20 protein-coding genes and 1 pseudogene are annotated in these 20,730 nt (G+C 66.6%); 13 read left to right on the top strand and 8 right to left on the bottom strand.

From position 1 onward, the window contains the following. Positions 1-19: 19 nt before the first annotated feature. Positions 20-892: a hypothetical protein gene (locus tag R5H29_RS19505; RefSeq protein WP_332329666.1), complete on the top strand. Its 873-nt coding sequence runs from the start codon at positions 20-22 to the stop codon at positions 890-892. Between the two features lie 42 nt (positions 893-934). Here R5H29_RS19505 and R5H29_RS19500 read toward each other — a convergent pair whose 3' ends face one another. Then, the gene (locus R5H29_RS19500) at positions 935-1,360 is read right to left on the bottom strand and encodes an organic hydroperoxide resistance protein (protein WP_332329665.1); all 426 of its coding nucleotides are present in this window, start codon (positions 1,358-1,360) and stop codon (positions 935-937) included. Between the two features lie 119 nt (positions 1,361-1,479). Further along, complete coding sequence (locus R5H29_RS19495) at positions 1,480-2,145, bottom strand: TraX family protein (protein ID WP_332329664.1); 666 nt, start codon at positions 2,143-2,145, stop codon at positions 1,480-1,482. Positions 2,146-2,259: 114 nt separating this feature from the next. On the opposite strand from R5H29_RS19495, the gene pip reads away from it, so the two are divergent. From pip to R5H29_RS19455, 8 genes and pseudogenes are all read left to right on the top strand, one after another. Continuing rightward, entirely contained in the window at positions 2,260-3,207 is a 948-nt protein-coding gene (gene pip, locus R5H29_RS19490; RefSeq protein ID WP_332329663.1) for a prolyl aminopeptidase, read from the top strand. A 206-nt stretch (positions 3,208-3,413) separates the two neighbouring features. Further along, the gene (locus R5H29_RS19485) at positions 3,414-3,713 is read left to right on the top strand and encodes a hypothetical protein (RefSeq protein ID WP_019337231.1); all 300 of its coding nucleotides are present in this window, start codon (positions 3,414-3,416) and stop codon (positions 3,711-3,713) included. A gap of 292 nt (positions 3,714-4,005) precedes the next feature. Beyond that, on the top strand, positions 4,006-4,305 hold the full coding sequence (locus R5H29_RS19480) for a hypothetical protein (protein ID WP_155029611.1): 300 nt from the start codon (positions 4,006-4,008) through the stop codon (positions 4,303-4,305). Positions 4,306-4,368: 63 nt separating this feature from the next. Then, positions 4,369-7,128, top strand: coding sequence for a magnesium-translocating P-type ATPase (gene mgtA, locus R5H29_RS19475; protein WP_332329662.1), 2,760 nt, complete (start codon positions 4,369-4,371; stop codon positions 7,126-7,128). 30 nt (positions 7,129-7,158) lie between these two features. Next, positions 7,159-7,854 (top strand): annotated as a pseudogene (locus R5H29_RS19470) (MgtC/SapB family protein); the annotation flags it as partial. A gap of 139 nt (positions 7,855-7,993) precedes the next feature. Continuing rightward, on the top strand, positions 7,994-9,049 hold the full coding sequence (locus R5H29_RS19465) for a sensor histidine kinase (protein ID WP_171953041.1): 1,056 nt from the start codon (positions 7,994-7,996) through the stop codon (positions 9,047-9,049). Beyond that, positions 9,042-9,683 (top strand): response regulator, encoded by a 642-nt coding sequence (locus R5H29_RS19460; RefSeq protein ID WP_332329661.1) that lies wholly within the window; start codon positions 9,042-9,044, stop codon positions 9,681-9,683. The genes R5H29_RS19465 and R5H29_RS19460 overlap by 8 nt, the downstream gene beginning before the upstream one ends. Further along, positions 9,680-10,195: a DUF1697 domain-containing protein gene (locus tag R5H29_RS19455; RefSeq protein WP_180876805.1), complete on the top strand. Its 516-nt coding sequence runs from the start codon at positions 9,680-9,682 to the stop codon at positions 10,193-10,195. The genes R5H29_RS19460 and R5H29_RS19455 overlap by 4 nt, the downstream gene beginning before the upstream one ends. Positions 10,196-10,296: 101 nt before the next feature. Here R5H29_RS19455 and R5H29_RS19450 read toward each other — a convergent pair whose 3' ends face one another. Together R5H29_RS19450 and R5H29_RS19445 are read right to left on the bottom strand one after the other, a co-directional pair. Continuing rightward, positions 10,297-11,469, bottom strand: a complete 1,173-nt coding sequence (locus R5H29_RS19450) for a low temperature requirement protein A (protein WP_332329660.1) — start codon at positions 11,467-11,469, stop codon at positions 10,297-10,299. Between the two features lie 9 nt (positions 11,470-11,478). Continuing rightward, positions 11,479-11,745 carry a hypothetical protein gene (locus tag R5H29_RS19445; protein ID WP_332329659.1) on the bottom strand — a complete coding sequence of 89 codons (267 nt, stop codon included), beginning with the start codon at positions 11,743-11,745 and terminating at the stop codon, positions 11,479-11,481. A 203-nt stretch (positions 11,746-11,948) separates the two neighbouring features. On the opposite strand from R5H29_RS19445, the gene blaL1 reads away from it, so the two are divergent. Then, entirely contained in the window at positions 11,949-12,818 is an 870-nt protein-coding gene (gene blaL1 / locus R5H29_RS19440; protein ID WP_332329658.1) for a L1 family subclass B3 metallo-beta-lactamase, read from the top strand. 116 nt (positions 12,819-12,934) lie between these two features. Here the strand turns inward: blaL1 and R5H29_RS19435 are convergent, their stop codons facing one another. Beyond that, on the bottom strand, positions 12,935-13,465 hold the full coding sequence (locus tag R5H29_RS19435; RefSeq protein WP_332329657.1) for a DUF411 domain-containing protein: 531 nt from the start codon (positions 13,463-13,465) through the stop codon (positions 12,935-12,937). A 632-nt stretch (positions 13,466-14,097) separates the two neighbouring features. Here R5H29_RS19435 and R5H29_RS19430 point away from each other — a divergent pair. Continuing rightward, positions 14,098-15,114 (top strand): DUF4034 domain-containing protein, encoded by a 1,017-nt coding sequence (locus tag R5H29_RS19430; RefSeq protein WP_332329656.1) that lies wholly within the window; start codon positions 14,098-14,100, stop codon positions 15,112-15,114. Positions 15,115-15,132: 18 nt separating this feature from the next. Here the strand turns inward: R5H29_RS19430 and R5H29_RS19425 are convergent, their stop codons facing one another. After that, positions 15,133-17,415 carry an FdhF/YdeP family oxidoreductase gene (locus R5H29_RS19425; protein ID WP_332329655.1) on the bottom strand — a complete coding sequence of 761 codons (2,283 nt, stop codon included), beginning with the start codon at positions 17,413-17,415 and terminating at the stop codon, positions 15,133-15,135. 244 nt (positions 17,416-17,659) lie between these two features. On the opposite strand from R5H29_RS19425, the gene fdhD reads away from it, so the two are divergent. Continuing rightward, entirely contained in the window at positions 17,660-18,508 is an 849-nt protein-coding gene (gene fdhD / locus R5H29_RS19420; protein ID WP_288041585.1) for a formate dehydrogenase accessory sulfurtransferase FdhD, read from the top strand. 39 nt (positions 18,509-18,547) lie between these two features. Here the strand turns inward: fdhD and R5H29_RS19415 are convergent, their stop codons facing one another. Then, on the bottom strand, positions 18,548-19,084 hold the full coding sequence (locus R5H29_RS19415) for a carboxymuconolactone decarboxylase family protein (RefSeq protein ID WP_019659816.1): 537 nt from the start codon (positions 19,082-19,084) through the stop codon (positions 18,548-18,550). Positions 19,085-19,190: 106 nt separating this feature from the next. Here R5H29_RS19415 and R5H29_RS19410 point away from each other — a divergent pair, with 106 nt between their 5' ends. Further along, complete coding sequence (locus R5H29_RS19410) at positions 19,191-20,087, top strand: AraC family transcriptional regulator (RefSeq protein ID WP_332329654.1); 897 nt, start codon at positions 19,191-19,193, stop codon at positions 20,085-20,087. Between the two features lie 79 nt (positions 20,088-20,166). Here R5H29_RS19410 and R5H29_RS19405 read toward each other — a convergent pair whose 3' ends face one another. Next, positions 20,167-20,730, bottom strand: coding sequence for a TetR/AcrR family transcriptional regulator (locus R5H29_RS19405; RefSeq protein ID WP_111101893.1), 564 nt, complete (start codon positions 20,728-20,730; stop codon positions 20,167-20,169).

Genomic DNA, 20,730 nt, shown 5'->3' with positions numbered 1-20,730 from the left:
AGGACACGGAGAGACCGCGATGTGGGCACGACGCATGGGCGAACGCTGGTGGCTGCTGCGGCTGTTCAGCCGGCATGCACTCGATCAGGCCAGCTTGCGCCTGGGCGGCGTCGCCGCGCGCCTGCTGTCGCCGTCGCAACAACGGCGCATCGCCTGCCGGATCTCCACTGCGCTGGGGCCCTGCCTGCAACCCCGTCGCTACCAGAGCGCCTGTAGCGCCCTGCAACAGCTCGGCCTGCCCGCCGGCACGGCGAGCAGGCTGGGCAGCATCGTGCTGGCGCACGCGTGGCTGCGACGCATGCGCCTGCGCCACCTGCGCTTACTCCCCTTCCCCGCCGTGAAACGGCATGCGCGCCTGATCACCTGGAAAGACCCTCAGGCGCTCTGGGCAGCAGGAGCCGGCAGGCGCCGGGTGGTCTGCGTGCTACCCACCGGTGATGTCGAACTGGCCATCGCCGCCGTGCTGGACCGGCCGGGTGCGCCGGCACACTACTTCATCCGCTGCCCGCACGCTCCAGGCTCGGCCGAGCATCGAATCCTGTCGGCACTGCAGGGCCAGGGCCATCGCCTGGACATCGGATCATCGTCCATGCCCGGCCAGGGCTGGCGGCAGCTGCAACGTGGCGCCACGATCATCGCGCTGCTGGACCCACTGCTGATGGCACATTCCGCCCTGCCGGGCCATCACCAACCCGCACCGTTGCGGCTTGCGCGACTGGCGCGGGTGCCGGTGCTGCTTGCCGGGCATCGCAACGATGACGACGGCGCCGGCACCCTGCACGTGCTGGGTGAGTTCCGGCTGGATGGGAGCGCTGCGCAGTCGGACGCACTGTCCAGCGCGGTGCAGGCATTTCTTGCCGCATCACCGTTGGACTGGATGGCGCCAGGGTAAACCCGAAAGCCGCAGCGGTCGGGTCCCGCTGCGGCTGTGGGCTCAGGCTACGATGAGCGCGACGTTGATGTTGTTGCGGGTGGCATGCGAGTACGGACAAACGACGTGGGCCTTGCTGACCAGAGCACGTGCCTGCTCGCTGTCGACGCCCGGCAGCGAGATGGTCAGCGCTACGTCGATGGCGAAGCCGGTGCTGACCGGGCCAATGCCCACGCGACCGGTAACCGAAGCATTGTCGGGGATGCTCACGCCCTCCTGGCCGGCCACATGACGCAGGGCCCCCAGGAAGCACGCGGAATAGCCTGCCGCGAACAGCTGTTCCGGGTTGGTGCCCTTGCCGCCAGTGCCCCCCAGCTCCGCCGGCGTCGACAGTGCGATATCCAGCGCCTTGTCCGACGACGCGGCATGGCCTTCGCGGCCGCCGACAGCGGTGGCCTGGGCGGTGTACAGGATCTTTTCAATGCTCATGGAGTGCTCCCTTTGCGTGGTTGCGCGGCCACGGATGCGGCCGCGACATGCATCGTGGGAGCGGAATCGAACCGGTTCCATCGGACAGGGACGATTGCCTGCTGCCTTGACGACCCGCATCAGGGACGCGATTGTGCGAACGCGGCCAGTACCGCCAAGTGCCCGACGTAGTACAGATAGAACGCCCACCGCCAGCGCGGCAGTGGCCATGTCACCCGCGCGGCCAGCAGCACCACCGGCACGGCCAGCAATGCCCAGCCGTTGTGGTTCGCCCAGCACACTGCTGCGAGCCCGACCAGCAGCAGCCACCACGCGCGATGCCGGAACGCGATCCATCCCAGCAGCACGCAGCCGACACCCGCCCACTGGTAATCCACGAACATCGGCAGCACGCCGGCAGCCAGCAACAGCAGAACGGGCCGATGGTTCGCCAGCGCATGAACGGCCACGACCGCCAAAGTGAAGGTAAGCAGGATGTTGAGCGGCAGCCAGGAACCAAACGCGAATGCGTGCAATGGCTGCGCGATCAGCCCCCACAACGCGAGCCGGCGTATCGATTTGCGCAGGTCGGCCCCGGGCTGGGCCAGGTTGCAGGCCATCACCAGCGCGAACAGCGGGAAGGCAATGCGCCCCAGTTCGCTGACCACCGGTACGTAGCCGCCAAAGACCACCTTGGCCACGTGATCACCGGTCATGGCCAGCAGTGCGATCCACTTCAGCAGCTCGCGCGCGCCGCTGCAGAGGGTGAAGTTGAAGGTTGACGTCCCGGTCGTGGTCGCTTGCATCGCGGAAGCTTATGCGCATCGGCCAGCCCATTTCCAGCGCCGCGCAGGAGCCCGTCGCTGCAGCCCGCAGGTGGCGGCGCTATGCTGGCCGCCCCAGCTTGTGAGACACCTGCCATGCGCACCCTGTACCCCGCCATCGAGCCCTATCGCGAGTTCACCCTGCCGGTAAGCGATATGCACACGCTGCACATCGAAGAGTGCGGCACGCCGGGCGGCATTCCGGTGGTGTACCTGCACGGCGGCCCAGGCGCGGGCATTTCAGCTACCCATCGCCGTTTCTTCGATCCGGCACGCTACCGCATTGTGTTGATCGACCAGCGTGGCAGCGGCCGCTCCACCCCGTTCGGCGAGCTGCGCGACAACACCACGCAGGACCTGGTGGCGGACATCGAGACGGTGCGTGAGCACCTGGGCATCGAGCGTTGGCTGGTCTATGGCGGCTCCTGGGGGTCGACCCTGTCACTGGCCTACGCACAGGCGCATCCCGAGCGCGCCACCGGCCTGATCGTGCGTGGCGTATTCCTCGGCCGCGAAATGGAAAACCGCTGGTTCGCCGAGGCCAACGGCGGTGCGCGCTGGATCTTCCCGGAGCGCTGGGACCGCTATGAGGCCTACATTCCGAAAGCCGAGCGCGGCGACATGATCGCAGCCTACTGGTCGCGGCTGGACAGCGCGGACGAGACGACCCGCATCGAAGCCGCGCAGGCCTGGCTGGGCTGGGAGGACAACGCGGCCACCCTGCAGCACGACGTGGATGCGCAATCCACCGACGACCCGCTGGACACATTGGCAAAGGCCCGCATTGAAGCGCATTACTTCCGCAACAGCGTCTTCCTGGAGCCGGACCAGCTGCTGCGCGATATCGATCGCATCCGCCACCTGCCCTGCGTGATCGTGCAGGGGCGCTACGACATGATCTGCCCGCCGCGCAGTGCGTGGGATCTGGCCAAGGCCTGGCCGGAAGCCCGGCTGGAGATGGTGACCTCCGGCCACAGCGCGAACGAGCCGGCCACGGTGGATGCGCTGGTGCGGGCGACGGACGCCTTTGCCGACCGTTTCTGAGCAGATGGTAGTGCCGGCCGCTGGCCGGCATCCCACCGTTCGAGGGTAGCGCCGACTCCGCGCAATCGCTGCTGCGCGGCCAGGTGAATGGCGACCCACCGGCAACGGTCCACGGCCCCATTCTTCGCAGCCCGCTTACAGCTCCGCGCAGAAGATCCGGCGGTGACCACCGCACCGGTGGTTCGCCCTTTCCCCAGGAGCACGCCATGACCGGTTATCGCTGCCTTCCCATCGCTCTCTCGCTATCTGCGGGCCTGCTGCTGGGCGCCTGTTCCAATCCGCAGGAGGCCAGCAAGGCCACCGCCGCCGAGGATGTGACAGAAGTAAGGCTCATCCCTGCCTACGAATCGCTGGACAAGGACAAGGACGGCATCGTCACGCTGGCCGAGGTGGATGCCGTGGCACCGGACTGGGCCGAACGACTGCACGCCTGCGACACCGACCGCAACAAGACGCTGAGCCGCGGCGAGTACGACGTGTGCAAGCAGACCAGCGCTTCGCATTGATCCATCATTGAGCCCTCGACTGGCGCTGCGCATGCTGGCTATACCAAGGTATAGCCGGGCTAACCCACGAGCCTCTAGGCCCGTCCCATTCAGGGGCGGACAATAGCGCCACTGGCCAGGGCAATCCTGGCCGGCACCCTCCCCTCATGGAGACGCAGATGGACCCCGACCCTGCCGGGCGCACCGCGCCCCGGATGACCGCTTGTTGCCTGTTCCTGGCGCCTGCCCGCCGGCCCCTGCCTGCCTGAGTGACGGGGGGCCGCCAGGCGCCGTTTGCCTGGAGAGCACCCCCATGTCCTACAAGATCCTCTACATCACCCTGCGCCGCCTGATCGGCGAGCGCGATGTTGCCGCGCTGCGCAGCCAGCTGCTGCAGCACGGCCCCGTGATGTTTGCCCGTTCGCTGTCACTCGGTTCGCCACGCGTGGTGGCCGACGCGCTGTCGCTGCTGCCGATCAGCGAGCGCATCACCGTGCTGCGCCACCTGCCCTATCCCCTGCGCGATGCAATGAAGCCGCTGTGCGTCGGCGGCAGCCAGCGCCTGCACATGCAGCCGTGGTCGCCGGCAGTGCTGGCGATGCGCCACGCCTGATCTGCCTCACCCATTCCGTTCGTGTTCCGGCTGCGGCCGGCTCTGACATTCGAGGAGCGTCCCATGAGCCTGCTCAATGCCTGGTTCAACGCCTTCCTGCGCAGCCGTCGCGCAGGCAACCTGTTCCGCCGCCGCGCGATGCCCGAAGCCGGGTTTGGCCCGGGCAGCGCCGAAGCGGCGCCGTTCGCGCTTACCACCGGCTTGGTCACCCTTGCCCAGCAGGATGAAACCCAGCTGCTGGCCACCTTGGAATCGCATGCCGATGGCCTCAGCCCGCATGAGGCCGAGGAGCGACTGGCCACGCTCGGCCCCAACGAGGTGGATCACGAGAAGCCGCTGCCGTGGTGGCGCCATCTGTGGCAGTGCTACCGCAATCCGTTCAACCTGCTGCTGACCGTGCTGGCGGCGGTGTCCTGGCTGACCGAGGACATCAAGGCGACGATCGTGATTGGCGCGATGGTGCTGTTGTCGACGCTGATCCGCTTCGTGCAGGAAGGTCGCTCGAACCGCGCCGCCGAGCGGCTGAAGGCATTGGTCGGCAATACCGCACGCGTGCTGCGCCGCAATCCGGGCACCGAGGCTGCGGATGTGGCCGACCAGTACTTCGGCGCGCACCTGCACAGCCGGCGCCCGGCGCGCCTGCTGGACCTGCCGATCCGCGAACTGGTGCCCGGTGACCACATCGTGCTGTCGGCCGGCGACATGATTCCAGCCGATTGCCGCGTGCTGACCGCCAAGGACCTGTTCGTCGCTCAGGCAGCGATGACCGGCGAATCGCTGCCGGTGGAAAAGTTCGCATACCCCGGCGACGGCCTGGCTGGCCTGCTGGAACAGCACAACCTGCTGTTCATGGGCACCAATGTGGTGTCCGGCACTGCCACGGCCGTTGTGCTGGCCACCGGCAACCGCACCTATTTCGGCACGCTGGCCCTGCGCAGCACCGCCACCGACCGTGCGCCGACCGCGTTCCAGGCCGGCGTCAACAGTGTCAGCTGGCTGCTGATCCGCTTCGCGCTGGTGATGGTGCCGTTCGTGCTGCTGATCAACGGCTGGACCAAGGGCGACTGGACCGAAGCATTCCTGTTCGCGCTGTCGGTGGCGGTGGGCCTGACGCCGGAAATGCTGCCGATGATCGTTACCTCCACCCTGGCCAAGGGTGCGGTGCTGCTGTCGCGGCGCAAGGTGATCGTCAAGCGCCTGGACGCCATCCAGAACTTCGGCGCGATGGAAGTGCTGTGCACCGACAAGACCGGCACGCTCACCCAGGACAGGATCGCGCTGGAGCGCCACACCGACGTGTTCGGTCACGATTCGGAAGACGTGCTGAAGTTCGCCTACCTCAACAGCCACTTCCAGACCGGCCTGATCAACCTGCTGGACCGTGCGGTGCTGGAGCACGTGGAGCTGCAGAGTTCGCTGCGGCTGTCCCAGGACTACCACAAGGTGGATGAGATCCCGTTCGACTTCGAGCGCCGCCGCATGTCGGTGGTGGTGTCCGAGCGCGAGGACCATCATGAGCTGATCTGCAAGGGGGCAGTGGAAGAAATGCTGGCGGTGTGCAGCACCGTGCGCGAGAACGGCCAGGACATGCCGCTGGATGAACATCGCCTGGCCCGCGTGCGGCAGACCACCGAAGAGCTGAACGAACAGGGCCTGCGCGTGGTGGCGGTGGCGATGAAGGAGACCGCCGCGAGCCAGACCACCTATTCGCAGGCCGACGAATGTGGCCTGACCCTGGTCGGCTACGTCGCCTTCCTGGACCCGCCGAAGGAATCGGCAGCGCAGGCGCTGCAGGCGCTGGCCGCGCATGGCGTGGAGGTCAAGGTGTTCACCGGCGACAACGAACTGGTGACCGCCCGCGTCTGCGCGCAGGTGGGGCTGGACGCCGACACCATCCTGACCGGCCCTCAGATCGAGCGCATGGATGATGGCGCATTGTCACGGGCACTGCACCACCACCGCGTGTTCGCGCGGCTGACGCCGCTGCACAAGGAACGGCTGGTACGCGAGCTGCGCGCCCAAGGCAAGGTGGTCGGCTTCCTCGGTGACGGCATCAACGATGCCCCGGCACTGCGTGCGGCCGATATCGGCATCAGCGTGGACAGTGCAGTGGACATCGCCAAGGAGGCGGCTGACATCATCCTGCTGGAAAAGAACCTGATGGTGCTGGAGGAAGGTGTCATCCAGGGCCGGCGCACGTTCAACAACATGCTGAAGTACATCCGCATGACCGCCAGTTCCAACTTCGGCAACGTGTTCTCGGTGCTGGTGGCCTCCGCCTTCCTGCCGTTCCTGCCGATGCTGCCGCTGCAGCTGCTGGTGCAGAACCTGCTGTACGACATCTCGCAGATCGCCATTCCGTTCGACAACGTGGACGAGGAACTGGTACGCAGGCCGCTGAAGTGGAACCCGGCGGACATCGGCCGCTTCATGGTGTTCTTCGGGCCGATCAGCTCGATCTTCGACCTGACCTGCTTCGCGCTGATGTGGTACGTGTTCGATGCGCGCACCGCCGCCGACCAGAGCCTGTTCCAGTCCGGCTGGTTCGTGGTCGGCCTGCTGACCCAGACCCTGATCGTGCACATGATCCGTACGCCGAAGGTACCGTTCCTGCAGAGCATCGCCGCGCCGCCACTGCTGCTGATGACCGGCCTGATCATGGCCATCGGCGTGGCCCTGCCGATGAGCCCGTTGGCCGGTTACTTCAAGCTGCAGGCGCTGCCGGCTGGCTACTGGCCGTTCCTGGTGGCGATCCTGTTCGGCTATGCGGTGCTGACCACCGCGCTGAAGAAGTTCTACATCCGCCGGTACGGGTGGCAGTAAACGCCCGCCGCTTGTCCAGGGAGAAACACAATGGACATCGATCCCAACCTGCCGGCCTTCAACGCCGGCGCGACCTTGAGCTCGCTGATCAGCCTGTCGGTGGCGTTCCTGCTGGGCACGGCCATCGGCTTGGAGCGGCAGCTGCGCCAGCGCACCGCAGGCCTGCGCACCAACACGCTGGTGGCGGTGGGCGCGGCAGTGCTCGTCGATCTGGCGGTGCGCTTCCATGACCTGTACGGTGGTCCACCCTCGCCGCTGCACGTGGTGGCCTATGTGATCTCCGGCGTCGGCTTCCTCGGCGCCGGTGCGATCATGAAGGACGGCGCCCAGGTGTCCGGCCTGAACACCGCCGCCACCCTGTGGGGCTCGGCGGCGGTGGGTGCGTGTGCCGGCATCAAGCTGCTGCCGGAGGCGGTGTTGGCAGCGGTGTTCGTGCTGGCCGCCAATACCCTGCTGCGGCCGGTGGTGAACCGCATCCAGCGGCAGCCGCTGCCGGAAGCGTTCAGCGAGGCGACCTATGCGATCAACGTGGTCTGCCAGCGCGAGCAGCAGGCCGAGGTACTGGACCGGTTGTTGCTGCTGCTTGAGCAGGCGCATTACCCGGTGCGCGCGGTGGACCAGCGCCCGTTCGGCGAGCGCGATGTGGAGATCGAAGCGGTGCTGTACGCCACCACGGTGGATGCCGGTGAGCTCGATGCCGTGCTCGGCACAAGCCCTCATCGCCCCCGCCATTCAATTGCTGTGCCGACCAACGGTCGGCACCTACCAGGAGTCGGCACCCACCGCACGAGAGCACGCCGACCAAGGTCGGCATCCAACGGTGATGGCTTTGCTATCCTTTTCCCCCACGCCAGGGAGCTCCCCGATGCCATCGCTGTCGCCCCGCCGCCCGCTGGTGCTGCTGGCCCTGATCGTCGTGATGGCGGCGATCTTCCTGATCGACACCGTCACCGATTATGCGGTTGCCGCGGCCTGCTTCTATGCAGCGGTCATCCTTGCGGCGTCGCGCGTGCTGGGCGCGCGCGGGCTGATCACCCTGGCCATCGCCTGCATCGCGCTGACCGGGTTGAGCTTCTTCCTGACCCGCTTCGGCACCTACCGCATCGGCCTGGTCAACTCGGTGATCGGCATGCTGGTGATCGGCATCACCACCTATCTCGCTCTGAACATGGAAGCGGCCAAGGCCGCAGTGCAGGAAGCGCAGGGCCGCCTGCTGCGGGTGGCACGCGCGTCCACCGTAGGCGAGCTCACCACCTCCATCGCCCATGAAGTCAACCAGCCACTGGCCGCAATCGCCAGCAGCGCCGAAGCCTGCCAGCGCTGGCTGGCGCAGGACCCGCCGAACGTGGACAAGGCCCGGCAGACCGTGGCCCGCATCCTCGCCGACGCGCACCGCGCCGGTGACGTGATCGCCCGCATCCGCGGTCTGACCCAGGGCGCGGCACCGGAACGACGCGCCTTCGACCTGAACCAGGCGGTGGAGGAAATGCTGGCGCTGTCGCGCAGCGAACTGAACCGGCATGGCGTGGCCGTAGCCCTGCTGCTGGACCCCGACCTGCCACAGGTACACGCCGACCCCGTGCAGGTGCAGCAGGTGATCGGCAACCTGATCCTCAATGCAGTGGATGCAATGGAAGCCATACCCGCAGGCGACCGGCGTCTGTCGCTGCTGACCCGGCGCGACGGCCAGCGTGTCAGCCTCAGCGTACGCGACCGTGGCGTCGGCCTGCCCGCCGACCATCCCGAACGCGTCTTCGATGCGTTCTGGACCACCAAGTCACACGGGCTGGGCCTGGGCCTCAGCCTGAGCCGTTCGATGATCGAAGCCAACGACGGCCAGATCCGCGCCGAACGGCCGGCAGGCGGCGGTGCCTGCTTCGTGTTCGACCTGCCCATCGTCACGGATGCCCAACATGCGTAGGCCCGCTACCCCTGCCGTCGATCCGGCACCCATCGTGTATGTGGTCGACGACGATCCGTCGGTGCGCGCGGCGCTGGAAGACCTGCTGGCATCGATGGGCTTGCGGGTGCACGCCTTTGCATCCACCCAGGCGTTCCTTGAACACGACCTGGTAGACGCACCGGCCTGCCTGGTGCTGGACGTGCGCATGCCCGGCCAGAGCGGCCTGGAATTCCACCGCACGATGGGCAACCATGGGTTGCGGCTGCCGGTGGTGTTCATCACCGGCCACGGCGACATCGCCATGGGTGTCAACGCAATCAAGGACGGCGCCATCGAATTCCTGACCAAGCCCTTCCGTGACCAGGAGCTGCTCGATGCCATCCACAGGGGCATCGAGATCGACCGCCAGCGCCGCCGCGACGGCGACGTGCTGTGCGCCCTGCAGCAGCGCTGGGATTCATTGAGCGCGGGCGAGCGTGAGGTGGTCGATGGCGTGGTGCGCGGCCGCCTCAACAAGCAGATCGCCGCTGACCTCGGGGTCAGCGAGATCACGGTCAAGGTGCGTCGTGCGCAGGTGATGCGCAAGATGGGCGCGCGCACCCTGGTTGACCTGGTACGCATGTACGACCGCCTGCAGGCGGGGACGCCATGAACGCCTACGTCGCCTTGCTGCGCGCGGTCAACGTCGGCGGCACCGGCAAGCTGCCGATGCGCGAACTGGTGGCGATGTGCGAGGACGCAGGCTTCGCCGATGTCCGCACCTACATCGCCAGCGGCAACGTGGTGTTCCGCAGCTCGCTCGACGAGGCGGGCGTGCGCCAGGCCCTCGGCGAGCGGCTCAAGGTCTATGCTGGCAAGCCGGTGGGCGTGCTGGTGCGCTCGGCCAACGAGATCGCCGGCGTGGTGGCGCGCAATCCATTTCCGCAGGCGGCCGGCAACCGTGTGGTCGCCCTGTTCCTCGACGGCAGCCTGCCCGCCGATCCGCTCGACGGCGTGACCGGCCTGCGCGACGAACAGCTCGCACTCGGCACGCGCGAGATCTTCATCCATTACGGAGACGGCATGGCCGGCTCGCGCCTGCGGATGCCCTATGCCCAGCAAGGCACTGCCCGCAACATGAACACGGTGGGCAAGCTTGCCGCGATGGCCGCCGCGCTGGCCTAGCCTGCCAGCATTTCTTGTGCAGCGGTGCTGAAGTCGAGTGTCAATCGACTGCTCAGCGCTTGCGCTCGATGGCGGCTGGAGCGCTTTGCTGACGCAACGGATCACGCCCGCTGCAGGCGACGCTTCAACCGCGTATCCATCAACCCCACGGCCAGCAGCACCGCACTGGTCAGCCAACCGGCGGCCAGCAGATGGCTGTGCGGCAAGACCACGCCCAACACAACCAGCGCCATGGCACCGAACAGATGCGAATACGGGGCGCGCCCGTACACAACGCGCTTGTAGAGGGCGCTGCCAAGCAGGTAGATCAACGGCCCGGCGGCCAGCACCGCTGCATATACCGGCGTCATCGCCGCTTCCGGGTGATCCATCACCAGGTCGTTGCCCACCGCGGTGGCGATGATGCCGGCGATCAGCAATGCATGCACATAATGGAAGTTGGCCCCCATCCGTCCGGGGTCTTCCGCGTGGGTGATGGCCTCTGTGGCATCGTGGCTGGAGATGCCAAAGTACAGCCACCACATGGCAATCGTGCCGGCGAAGGTGGCCAGCACCGCCGATACCACTTCAAGGTCCCAGTGCTCGACGTCGCTGAGCACACCCCCTGTGGCCAGCAACGTCTCACCCAGTGCGACGATGACGAACAGCTGGCAGCGTTCGGCCAGGTGCCCCCCCTCAATGGTCCAGTCGCGGGTGTGCGAACGACCCATGCCCGGGAACGCGAAGCCAAACATCGGCGAGATGTATTCGCAGGCCACCGCCATCGCCCACAGTGCCAGCCGCAGGTGGCCCTCGGCCGCCGCGCCGGCCAGCCAGAAACAGGCCGACACGCTGACCCAGGCCAGCATGCGGCGGAAGTTCGGCGCCAACGGATGGTTGCGGCCGACCTCCAGCAACACGAACGCGGTGCGTCCGACCTGCATCGTGGCGTACGCCCCGGCGAAGATCCACGCACGATCGGCGAATGCCTCGGGAATGGACGAGGACATCAACAACGCCAGCAGCATGGTGCCGAACATCAGGCCCCGGATGCGCGGCGCCTCCGGGTCGAACCAGTTGCTGACCCAGCACGCGTATTGCCAGCCGAGCCAGACCGCGAACCACAGCACCAGGGTCTGCAGCACGCCGGCCAGGTCCAGGTGATGCAGCAGATGGTGGCTGAGCTGGGTGACCGCGAACACGTAGACCAGGTCGAAGAACAGTTCTTCGTAGGTCACGCGGGCATGATGGCCATCGCGGTGGCGCAGCGCGGGCAGGCGCAGTCGGGTACTCATGCAACTCCTTCAGCGCGCCAGGCGCCAGTACAGGAAACCGGCCAGCAGCGCCGGCACGGCGAACACCAGCAGCAGGATCGGCAGCTCCTCGCGTACTGCGTAACCGGCCCTGCTGACCCCCACCCACATGTTGGCCACGGCCACCAGCAGCCAGGTGGCGATGAAGGCGATCAGCGCCGTGGACAGCTGCGAGGTGCCCACGCTCCAGAGGCGGCCAAACAGCAGGAACACCCCTAGCAGGAGCACGCCACCCAGCATCACCATGAGCACATGCATGGTCCACCTCCTTGAGCCTGAAAGCAGACTAGCCCCGGCCGATTCTGCGCTCCAGCCTGTGGAGATGGATTCACAATCCACAGCAAGCGAACAATCCCTGCATCGACTGCGGCGGAGCTTATGGCAGCCATGAATTATTCGCGAAACGGCCGGCGCGGCCCGCGTGCTAGCTTCATCGGCCCCAGTCCAGACACCTTTCTGCCATGCGCCTCTGCCTGACTACCCTCGCCCTGGCTGCCACGCTTGCCTTTGATGTCACTGCCGCCGACGAACCGCTGCCCCAGCTCCGGGCCTACACGGTGGACAGTTCATGGCTGCAGCCGATGGCACCGCTGCAGATTGCCGACCACACCTGGCAGATCGGCACCGAGGACCTTACCGCACTGCTGGTCCAGACCGCCGACGGCGCCGTGCTGCTGGATGGCGGCATGCCGCAGATGGCCGGTCACCTGCTGGACAACATGAAGCTGCGCGACGTGGCCCCGCAGGACCTGCGATTGATCCTGCTCAGCCATGCGCATGCCGACCATGCCGGCCCGGTGGCGGAACTGAAGCGCCGTACCGGTGCAAAAGTGGTGGCCAACGCCGAATCGGCCGCGCTGCTGGCGCGCGGTGGCAGCAACGACCTGCACTTTGGCGACAGCATCACCTTTCCGCCGGTCAGCACCGACCGCATCATCATGGATGGCGAGGTGGTCAACGTGGGCGGCATCGCGTTCACCGCGCACTTCATGCCGGGACACACCCCGGGCAGCACTGCCTGGACCTGGACCGATACCCGCGATGGCAAGCCGGTGCGCATCGCCTATGCCGACAGCCTGAGCGCGCCGGGCTACCAGCTCCAGGGCAACGCCCGCTATCCCCGCCTGGTCCAGGACTACCGACGCAGCTTCGCCATGGTGCGCGGCCTGCCCTGCGACCTGTTGCTGACTCCGCATCCGGGCGCCAGCAACTGGAACTATGCTGCTGGCAGCAACGCCAGCGAGAACGTACTGAGCTGCAAAGCCTACGCGGATGCGGCCGAGAAGAAGTTCGACGCGCAGTTGGCCAAGGAAACGGCCACGGCACGCTGATCCTGTAGAGCCGAGCCCATGCTCAGCTTGCCGGCCAAACACAGCCGAGCATAGGCTCGGCTCTACACAAGACGCGTCGGAGAGTGCCGGTCAGGACGACCGGCACCCTCCGTCCATCAGCCGCCCTGACCGTGCTCGGCAAACGGCTCGGTGCTGCCGTCGGTGCGCACCAGCTCGACGGTGTACGGCTGCACGTAGCCGTCCGGCATTTCCATGCCCGGCGAACCGGCTGGCATGCCGGGCAGCACCAGCCCGCGCGCGGCCGGGCGTTCGGCCAGCAGGCGCTTGATGTCCTCGGCCGGGATGTGACCCTCGACCACGTAACCGCCGATCTCGGCGGTATGGCAGGAGGCCTTGCCGACCGGCACGCCCAAGCGGACCTTGATTGGATTCATGTCATCGGTGTCGCGCACATCGACCTGGAAGCCGGCGGCCTTCAGGTGGTCGACCCAGATGCCGCAGCAACCGCAGCTGGCGGTCTTGTGCACGATGGCGACCGGCAAGGCTGGATCGATCTTGGCCGGGCTGGCCTGGGCCGGTGCTTCGCTGGCGACCGGTGCCGCGGAGGATTCTTCGGCGGCACGAGCGCAGGCGGTCGTGGCCAGCACGGTGCCCAGCAGCAGGCCGAGGGAAAGAGTACGGTTCATTGAGTGATTCCTTTGCAGAGGCGGGCAAAGCGGCCCGCCACCCACGCATTGAAGGCGCAGGTAGCGCCGAGAGAAAGTCGAACAGTCATGGCAGGCGCTTGAGGCCTGCAGGAATTCACGCGATGGGGGGACGCAACGGATCCGGCATCAACGGGGGCGCGCGTTGCTGGCTACTGGCTGGAGCGGGCGCCTCGCGCCAAAGGGAGGCTGGTGTCCCGTTCAGCGTTGCCAACATGCCCAAGTACGCCAGCGGGCATTCGCACTGGCCACTCTGGCAAGCCGCCGGACCTGCATCATCGCAACACCCCGCCGAAGCTATCCCGGCCGAGTGCGGTGCCACGCAATGGTCCTGGCTGGCCGGACCGCTGTAGGAAGACGCGGCGAGCGCCAGCGCCGGTGCATTCAGCACCAGGGCAACAAGCAGCATCCATCGCAGTATGAGGCCAGGCAGGTTCACCCGCCGATGATAGCCGATGCACAACTGCACAGCATGGGGTGGCAGCGCCCACGCCCGCCTGGCATCCACGCTGCCGACTTGCGCGACGGCCCCTGCTATGGCGAGATGGCGATCGTGGCCCACTGCCTTGCCATGCCCCTGTCCCTGACACGGAGTTTCTCCCATGAATGGATTCATGCGAACACTGCTTGTGATGCTGTTGTTGTCGTGCGCGACCATCGCCCACGCCGGTGCATCCGGTGAAGATGAAGCAAGCGAACGCGCCGAAGTCTCCCGGCAGGCAAAGCAACTGCTGGAGAAGCAGGATTTCGCCAGACTGGAGCAACTCGCCAGTCGTTACCGGGATACGGATCGCTACTTCAGCAGCGGTGTCTGGAAGCTCTCGGCGTACTACGTTGGCATCGGCTATGCCTTCAGCATGAGCAACCGTGACCCGGCCTATTGGCAGGGTCGCGAGAAACTCGTGCAGGCATGGATCTCGCGCTACCCCAGGTCGCCGTCGGCGCGCCTGGCCATGGCTGAGATGCTCAGCCACCAGGGATGGAGCATCCGCGGCCCCGGCTATGCAAATACGGTGAAGGAAGAGGACTGGGCTCCGTTCAAGGCGCTGCAGCAGCAGGCCGTTGACTACCTGCTGAAGTACAAGGACATCGCCAGCACGGACCCGTACTGGTACGAGTCGATGGAACACCGGGCGATCGAACAGAGTTGGGATGCAGACCGCTTCTTCGCATTGCATGACGAAGGCATCGCGCGCTATCCGGGCTACTTCCCGCTCTACTTTGCTGCCGTGCGCTATTTCGCTCCGAAGTGGGGCGGCGATCCGGCTGGCCTGGAAGCCTATGCACGCAGGGTCATGGCTGCGGCCCCACCGCAGGACCAATACATGCTGTACGCCCGTATCTACTGGGTCGCCTCGCAGCGGGAGTACGAGGACCGTCTGTTCACCGAGTCGAAAGTGAACTGGCCGACCATGAAGCGCGGCTTCGAAGACGTGATGTCACGTTATCCCTCGCCATGGAACCTGCAATCATTCGCGTACTTCGCCTGCCAGGCCAACGATCCCGTCAAGGCCCGTGAACTGCTGGCGCAGATCCAGGAACCGATCGTTGGCGCCTGGCGGGATACCGCCAACTATTTCCGTTGCTCCTTTGCGCTGGATGAACCCAATCCACATGCCGGAAGCCCATAGGACTGGATTGATCCACTGCTAGGTGACCGCCGGCATCGCCCGCATCCGCACCGGGATCGACTTGGCTGCGGGGGTGCCGCTGATCCCGTCGTGGTAATCCAGCGGCAGCAACGGGTTCAGTTCGGGGTAGTAGCCGGCCAGCGCGCCGCGCGGCATCGGGTAATCGAGCACGGTCAAGCCTTCGATGCGTCGCTGCACGCCATCACTGCTGATCGTCTCCAGGCTGACCAGCGCCTCCTTCCGCAGCCCGCGCGCCAGCCGGTCCTCGATGTTCATGAACAGCACCATGCGATCGTTGTACACGCCGCGATAGCGATCGTTGTAGCTGTAGATGGTGGTGTTGTACTGATCGTGCGAGCGCACGGTGGCCAGCCGCAGCATGTCGGGATCGTGAACCGGATCATCCACGTCCAGGCCAGGCATCACCAGGATGTTGGCCTTGCCATTGGGCGTGGGCCAGACGCGGCGACGCGGCGGGATATCCAGATGGAAGCCGTGCGGCTGCTGGATGCGCTGGTTGAAGCCGGTGTAGATCTCCGGGTACACGGCCGCGATCAACTCACGGATGTGTGCGTAGTCGTGCATGCAGCCTGCCCAGTCGACCCTGCTGCGTGGCAGCGTGGCCATCGCCATGCGACAGACGATCTCGACCTCGGGCAACACATCGGGGCTGACCGGCTCGAGTACGCCCCGCGAGGCGGTCACATTGGACATCGCGTCTTCAATGGTGACGAACTGCTCGCCGGCCGGCGTGACGATGCGCTCCGAGCGCGCCACCACCGGCAGGATCAGCGCATCGCGGCCATGAACAAGATGCCCACGGTTGAGCTTGGTGGCGATACCCACGGTCAGGTCCAGGCCACGCATCGCCTCGTACGCGCGCGGTGTGTCAGGCACTGCATGGATGAAATTCCCGCCCAGGCCGATGAAAACCCTGGCGCTGCCCGCCAGCATCGCCTCGATCGACTCGACCACGTGATGGCCATGCTCGCGCGGCGGGTCGAAGCCGAATACCTGCTGCACGCGGTCCAGGTAGGCCGGCTTCGGCTTTTCATCGATGCCGACAGTGCGGTCGCCCTGCACATTGGAATGGCCCCGGATCGGCCCGATGCCAGCACCGGGCTTGCCGAAGTTGCCACGCAGCAACAGCAGGTTGGCGACCTGCTGCAGCAGGCGCGAGCCGTACTGGTGCTGGGTCAGCCCCATGCCGTAGCAGATCACGGTGGCATTGGAGCGGATGTAGATCTCCGCACAGCGACGGATCTGCGCCTGCGAAATGCCGGACACCTGCACGATCTGATCCCAGTCCTGCGCCATCACGTCGTCGCGCAGCGCCTCCAGGCCCACCGTGTGTTCGGCGAGGAATGCATGGTCGAGCACACGCTCACCCTGCGCCTCGCGCTCGAACATCACCTTCATCATGCCCTTGATCAGGGCCAGGTCGCCGCCGATGCGGATGTGCACGAACTCGCTGCTGATCTCTGTCGAACCGAACGTGGCCATCTGCACCACGTCCTGCGGTTCTGCGAAGCGGATCAGCGCGCGCTCGGGCATCGGGTTGACCGCCACGATCGGGATGCCGCGTTTGCGTGCCTCCACCAGGTTGCTCATCATCCGCGGCGAATTGGTGCCGGTGTTCTGGCCAATCACGAAGATGGCCTCGGCGTGATCGAAATCCTGCAGCACGATGGTGCCCTTGCCCACCCCGATGGCCGGCGGCAGCCCGCGGCTGGTCGGCTCGTGGCACATGTTCGAGCAGTCCGGGAAATTATTGGTGCCGAACTCGCGCACGAAGATCGAATACAGGAACGCCGCTTCGTTGGGCGTGCGCCCGGAGGTGTAGAACTCGGCCTGGTGAGGACTGTCCAGTGCCCGCAGGTGACGGCCGATCAGTGCGAAGGCATCGTCCCAGCTGCACGGCACATAGTGATCGGTCGCAGCGTCGTAGCGCATCGGCTCTGTCAGCCGCCCCTGCATCTCCAGCCAGTAGTCGGTCTGCGCCATCAGCTCGGTCACGGTGTGCCGGGCGAACAGCTCACGACCGGCACGGAACTGCGTGGCTTCCCAGGCCAGTGCCTTCGCGCCGTTCTCGCAGAACTCCAGCTTCCTGCGTTCGTCGGCATCGGGGAACGCACAGCTGGGGCACTTGAAGCCACCGGGCTGGTTCATCGCCAGCAGCGCCTTCGACCCCTTGCCGATCACACTCTGCTGCAGCAGCACTTTGGCGGTGGCACCAGCGGCACCCCAGCCTCCGGCCGGCTGGTTGTAGGGCTTGTAGCGCGGCGGTTTCTGCTCGGACATGTTCGGGAACCTGGCGGAAGGAACGCAGCAACGAACGGCACAACGCGGTCCGGCGGTGCATTCAGTGGCACGACCAGCCGCACAGTCAAGCACGGCCCGCGGCGCTTCGCCAGAGGGCACAGGCTGTTTTCAGCACAACCTGCCATGGCAACGGTTACAGCCGCGTCTGCGCGCGACCACTGCGCTATCCTCGAAACCGCAGGCGGTGGCCCGCCCGCGTTTCTCCCTTGTCCGGACGCGCTGCATGCCTGATTCGATCCCGCCGCACACCCCGCCTGCCGGCACCGCCCAACGCCCGTTGCAGCGCTGGCGCGGCGGCACGCAACAGCAGCAGGTCGACGTGGTGGCCGAGGAAGTGCCGGTGGCGCTGCGCTACAACGATGCCGCCTTTGCCGTGATGATGGCCACACCCTGTGATCTGGAGGACTTCGCACTCGGATTTTCGCTCAGCGAAGGCCTGATCAGCGCGCCCTCGCAGCTGCTGTCGATCGATATCCACCCACAGCTGGAAGGCATCGAGCTGCAGATGACCGTGGACGAGGCTGCGCCCGGCGCAAACCTCGACCCCGACAATGGGCGCCTGCTGCCCGGCCGTGGTGGCTGTGGCCTGTGCGGCACGCGCCAGCTGGAAGAAGTGCTGCGCCCACTGCCGCAGATCCGCGAGCGCCGCAGCTATTCCGCCACCGCCCTGCAGCGGGCGTTGGCCAGCCTGGCGCAGCACCAGCCGATGAATGCGGCAAGCGGCTCGATCCACGCCGCGGCCTGGGCCGACGCCAGTGGGCGCATCGGCTGGGTACGCGAGGACGTGGGCCGCCACAATGCACTGGACAAGCTGATCGGTGCCCTGCACCACAACGAACACGCCATCGAAGGCGGCCTGCTGGTGATTTCCAGCCGGGCCAGCTACGAGATGGTCAGCAAGGCAGTGCGCGCCGGCGCCAGCGTGCTGGCGGCGGTGTCCGCGCCGACCGCGCTGGCGATCGATCTGGCCCGCAGCGCCGGCCTGTGCCTGGTCGGGTTCGCGCGGGAAAGCGGGTTCAATGTGTATACCCATCCGGAGCGGCTGCAGGCGCACGACGGCCACGCCCGCTGAGGATGGCCGGGAGCACTGCGTCCCCCGGCCCGGTACACCTCAGCGCAGCGCGACCTTCGGGAAGTCCACCGGCACGTCGAACGCCACGTTGACGTAGTTGGTGAACAGGTTGAGCGCCACATGCGCGAGGATCTCGACGACCTGCTCATCATCGAAGCCAGCCGCGCGCAGCGCCTGCACGTCGCCGTCGGCGATCTGCGCACGCTGCTCGACCACCTTCAACGCGAAGTCGAGCGCCGCCGCAGTGGCCGGGTCGCTGGACTGGCCGATCTGCGCGGCAGCCATCTGCTCGCTGCTGGCGCCGGCCTTGCGGCCCAATGCCGTGTGCGCGGCCAGGCAGTACTCGCAGGCGTTGCGGTTGGCGATGGCCACGGCGATCTGCTCGCCCAGCAGCGGCGACAGGCGACCGCCGCCCAGCGCGCCGAACGAACCCCACATGCTCTGCAGGGCAGCCGGCGAGTTGGCCACGGCGCGGAACATGGCCGGGGTGGCGCCGAAGGCAGCGTGGACCTGGCCCAGCAGGGCCTGGCGGTCGGCGGTGGTGTTGGCGGCATCGATCAGGGGGACACGGGACATGGTGGATCTCCTTGGGAAAGCGCCCGGGATTGGACGACCCGCTCATCCTAGGTAGACTCCCTGGACGCCACATCCTCAATGCGCCACATATGTTGTCCATACGTCCATGAGCATGCGCGCCGCCACCCCTGCGCCAGATCGACTCTCCTCTCTGCTGGAACGCTTCCGGGTGCAGGCGGCCCTGTTCCACAGTGGCCCGCTGTGCGGGCAGCATGTCTTCGAGCCGCAGCCCGGTCGTGCGTTCCTGCACATCCTGCGCCAGGGTGAGATGGAAGTCCGTCATCCTGGGGGCGATAGCACGCTGCCCCGGTTGAAGGTCGATACACCCAGCCTCCTGCTGTATCCGCAGCCGCTGCACCATGTGTTCTTCAACGCTCCGCTGGACGGCCCGGATTTCACCTGTGCCACGCTGGATTTCGATGGTGGCGCGCGCAATCCGATCGTGCAGTCGCTGCCACCGGTGATGGTGGTGCCGCTGGCCGCGATCACCGAACTGGATGACACCCTGCAGCTGCTGTTCGCCGAAGCCGATCGCCAGCGCTGCGGGTCACGGCTGCTGACCAACCGCCTGTTCGAGGTGGCGCTGATCCAGATCCTGCGCTGGGTGGTCGACCACCCGGATGCAGCCGGCGTCAGCCACGGGTTGATGCGGGGGCTGTCCGATGCGCGGCTGGCACGCACGCTGGTGGCGATGCACCAGGCACCGCAGGACGAATGGACGCTGCCGCGCATGGCCGCGACCGCCGGCATGTCGCGCAGCGCGTTCGCGGCCGTGTTCAAGGACGTGATGGAGGCAACGCCAGCCAGCTACCTGCTGGACTGGCGGCTGAGCCTGGCCTGCGCGCAGCTGCGGGCAGGCGTGGCGGTCAAGCAGGTGGCGATCGAGGTGGGGTTTGCCGATACCGCCTCGCTGTCGAAGGCGTTCCGCAAGCGATTGGGGGTATCGCCCAGGGCGTGGCTGGCCGCGAGCGCCGCGCAGGCTGGGCAGACGCGCGAGCGGTAGAGTCGACTGTCGGTCGACTAGCGCGCGAAGCGCGGGGTTTTCGTTGTCTGAGCGAAGAGCAGTCGACTGACAGTCGACTCTACAAGTGCGGTGATCCGTCAGACTTCGCCAACAGCCCGGCGATGCGCTCGGCAACACGGGCGCGCACGCCTGCATCCAGCTGGCCCTGGTACATCGCCTCGTAGATCCACAGGCCATCGGCAGCCAGCCGCGCCACGAAATTGTCGAGCGCTGCGCTGTCTTCCGCTGTACCCGCCTCCGGCGGCAGCGGTGCCCAGCGACGCACCGCCGGTCCCCACGGGCGCTCTTCGGCGTCCGGGTCGGCCGATTCCAGCATGAACATCAGTTCGGCACGGGTGGCGCTCTGGGCAGACACGCGCACGAAGGTCTGGTAACGCTCCAACGCAGTGGCCTGCTCGGCGGTCTTGCCCAGCAACGCTTCCATCGACGTCTCCCAAGCCTGCACCAGGTGCTCGTCGATGCCGCGCAGCAGCGCCTCGCGCGAAGGGAAGTGGTACAGCAGGCCGCCGCGGGTCAGCTTGGCCTCGGCCGCCACCGACTCGAAGGTGACCGCACGCACGCCGTCACGATTGATCACGTTGACGGCGGCGTCGAGGATGCGGTCGCGCTTGCTGGTTCTCAT

Source organism: Stenotrophomonas sp. A3_2, from assembly GCF_036624925.1.
Classification (GTDB): Bacteria; Pseudomonadota; Gammaproteobacteria; order Xanthomonadales; family Xanthomonadaceae; genus Stenotrophomonas; species Stenotrophomonas hibiscicola.
The sequence above is the reverse complement of the archived record's forward strand: the minus strand, read 5'-3'. Positions and strand labels throughout refer to the sequence as shown.

Bases quoted from the DNA above. Each gene is read 5' to 3' on its own strand.
- R5H29_RS19505 (WP_332329666.1), top strand. From the start codon at position 20: ATGTGGGCACGACGCATGGGCGAACGCTGGTGGCTGCTGCGGCTGTTC.
- R5H29_RS19500 (WP_332329665.1), bottom strand. From the start codon at position 1,360: ATGAGCATTGAAAAGATCCTGTACACCGCCCAGGCCACCGCTGTCGGC.
- R5H29_RS19495 (WP_332329664.1), bottom strand. From the start codon at position 2,145: ATGCAAGCGACCACGACCGGGACGTCAACCTTCAACTTCACCCTCTGC.
- pip (WP_332329663.1), top strand. From the start codon at position 2,260: ATGCGCACCCTGTACCCCGCCATCGAGCCCTATCGCGAGTTCACCCTG.
- R5H29_RS19485 (WP_019337231.1), top strand. From the start codon at position 3,414: ATGACCGGTTATCGCTGCCTTCCCATCGCTCTCTCGCTATCTGCGGGC.
- R5H29_RS19480 (WP_155029611.1), top strand. From the start codon at position 4,006: ATGTCCTACAAGATCCTCTACATCACCCTGCGCCGCCTGATCGGCGAG.
- mgtA (WP_332329662.1), top strand. From the start codon at position 4,369: ATGAGCCTGCTCAATGCCTGGTTCAACGCCTTCCTGCGCAGCCGTCGC.
- R5H29_RS19465 (WP_171953041.1), top strand. From the start codon at position 7,994: ATGCCATCGCTGTCGCCCCGCCGCCCGCTGGTGCTGCTGGCCCTGATC.
- R5H29_RS19460 (WP_332329661.1), top strand. From the start codon at position 9,042: ATGCGTAGGCCCGCTACCCCTGCCGTCGATCCGGCACCCATCGTGTAT.
- R5H29_RS19455 (WP_180876805.1), top strand. From the start codon at position 9,680: ATGAACGCCTACGTCGCCTTGCTGCGCGCGGTCAACGTCGGCGGCACC.
- R5H29_RS19450 (WP_332329660.1), bottom strand. From the start codon at position 11,469: ATGAGTACCCGACTGCGCCTGCCCGCGCTGCGCCACCGCGATGGCCAT.
- R5H29_RS19445 (WP_332329659.1), bottom strand. From the start codon at position 11,745: ATGCATGTGCTCATGGTGATGCTGGGTGGCGTGCTCCTGCTAGGGGTG.
- blaL1 (WP_332329658.1), top strand. From the start codon at position 11,949: ATGCGCCTCTGCCTGACTACCCTCGCCCTGGCTGCCACGCTTGCCTTT.
- R5H29_RS19435 (WP_332329657.1), bottom strand. From the start codon at position 13,465: ATGAACCGTACTCTTTCCCTCGGCCTGCTGCTGGGCACCGTGCTGGCC.
- R5H29_RS19430 (WP_332329656.1), top strand. From the start codon at position 14,098: ATGCGAACACTGCTTGTGATGCTGTTGTTGTCGTGCGCGACCATCGCC.
- R5H29_RS19425 (WP_332329655.1), bottom strand. From the start codon at position 17,415: ATGTCCGAGCAGAAACCGCCGCGCTACAAGCCCTACAACCAGCCGGCC.
- fdhD (WP_288041585.1), top strand. From the start codon at position 17,660: ATGCCTGATTCGATCCCGCCGCACACCCCGCCTGCCGGCACCGCCCAA.
- R5H29_RS19415 (WP_019659816.1), bottom strand. From the start codon at position 19,084: ATGTCCCGTGTCCCCCTGATCGATGCCGCCAACACCACCGCCGACCGC.
- R5H29_RS19410 (WP_332329654.1), top strand. From the start codon at position 19,191: ATGAGCATGCGCGCCGCCACCCCTGCGCCAGATCGACTCTCCTCTCTG.
- R5H29_RS19405 (WP_111101893.1), bottom strand. From the start codon at position 20,730: ATGAGAACCAGCAAGCGCGACCGCATCCTCGACGCCGCCGTCAACGTG.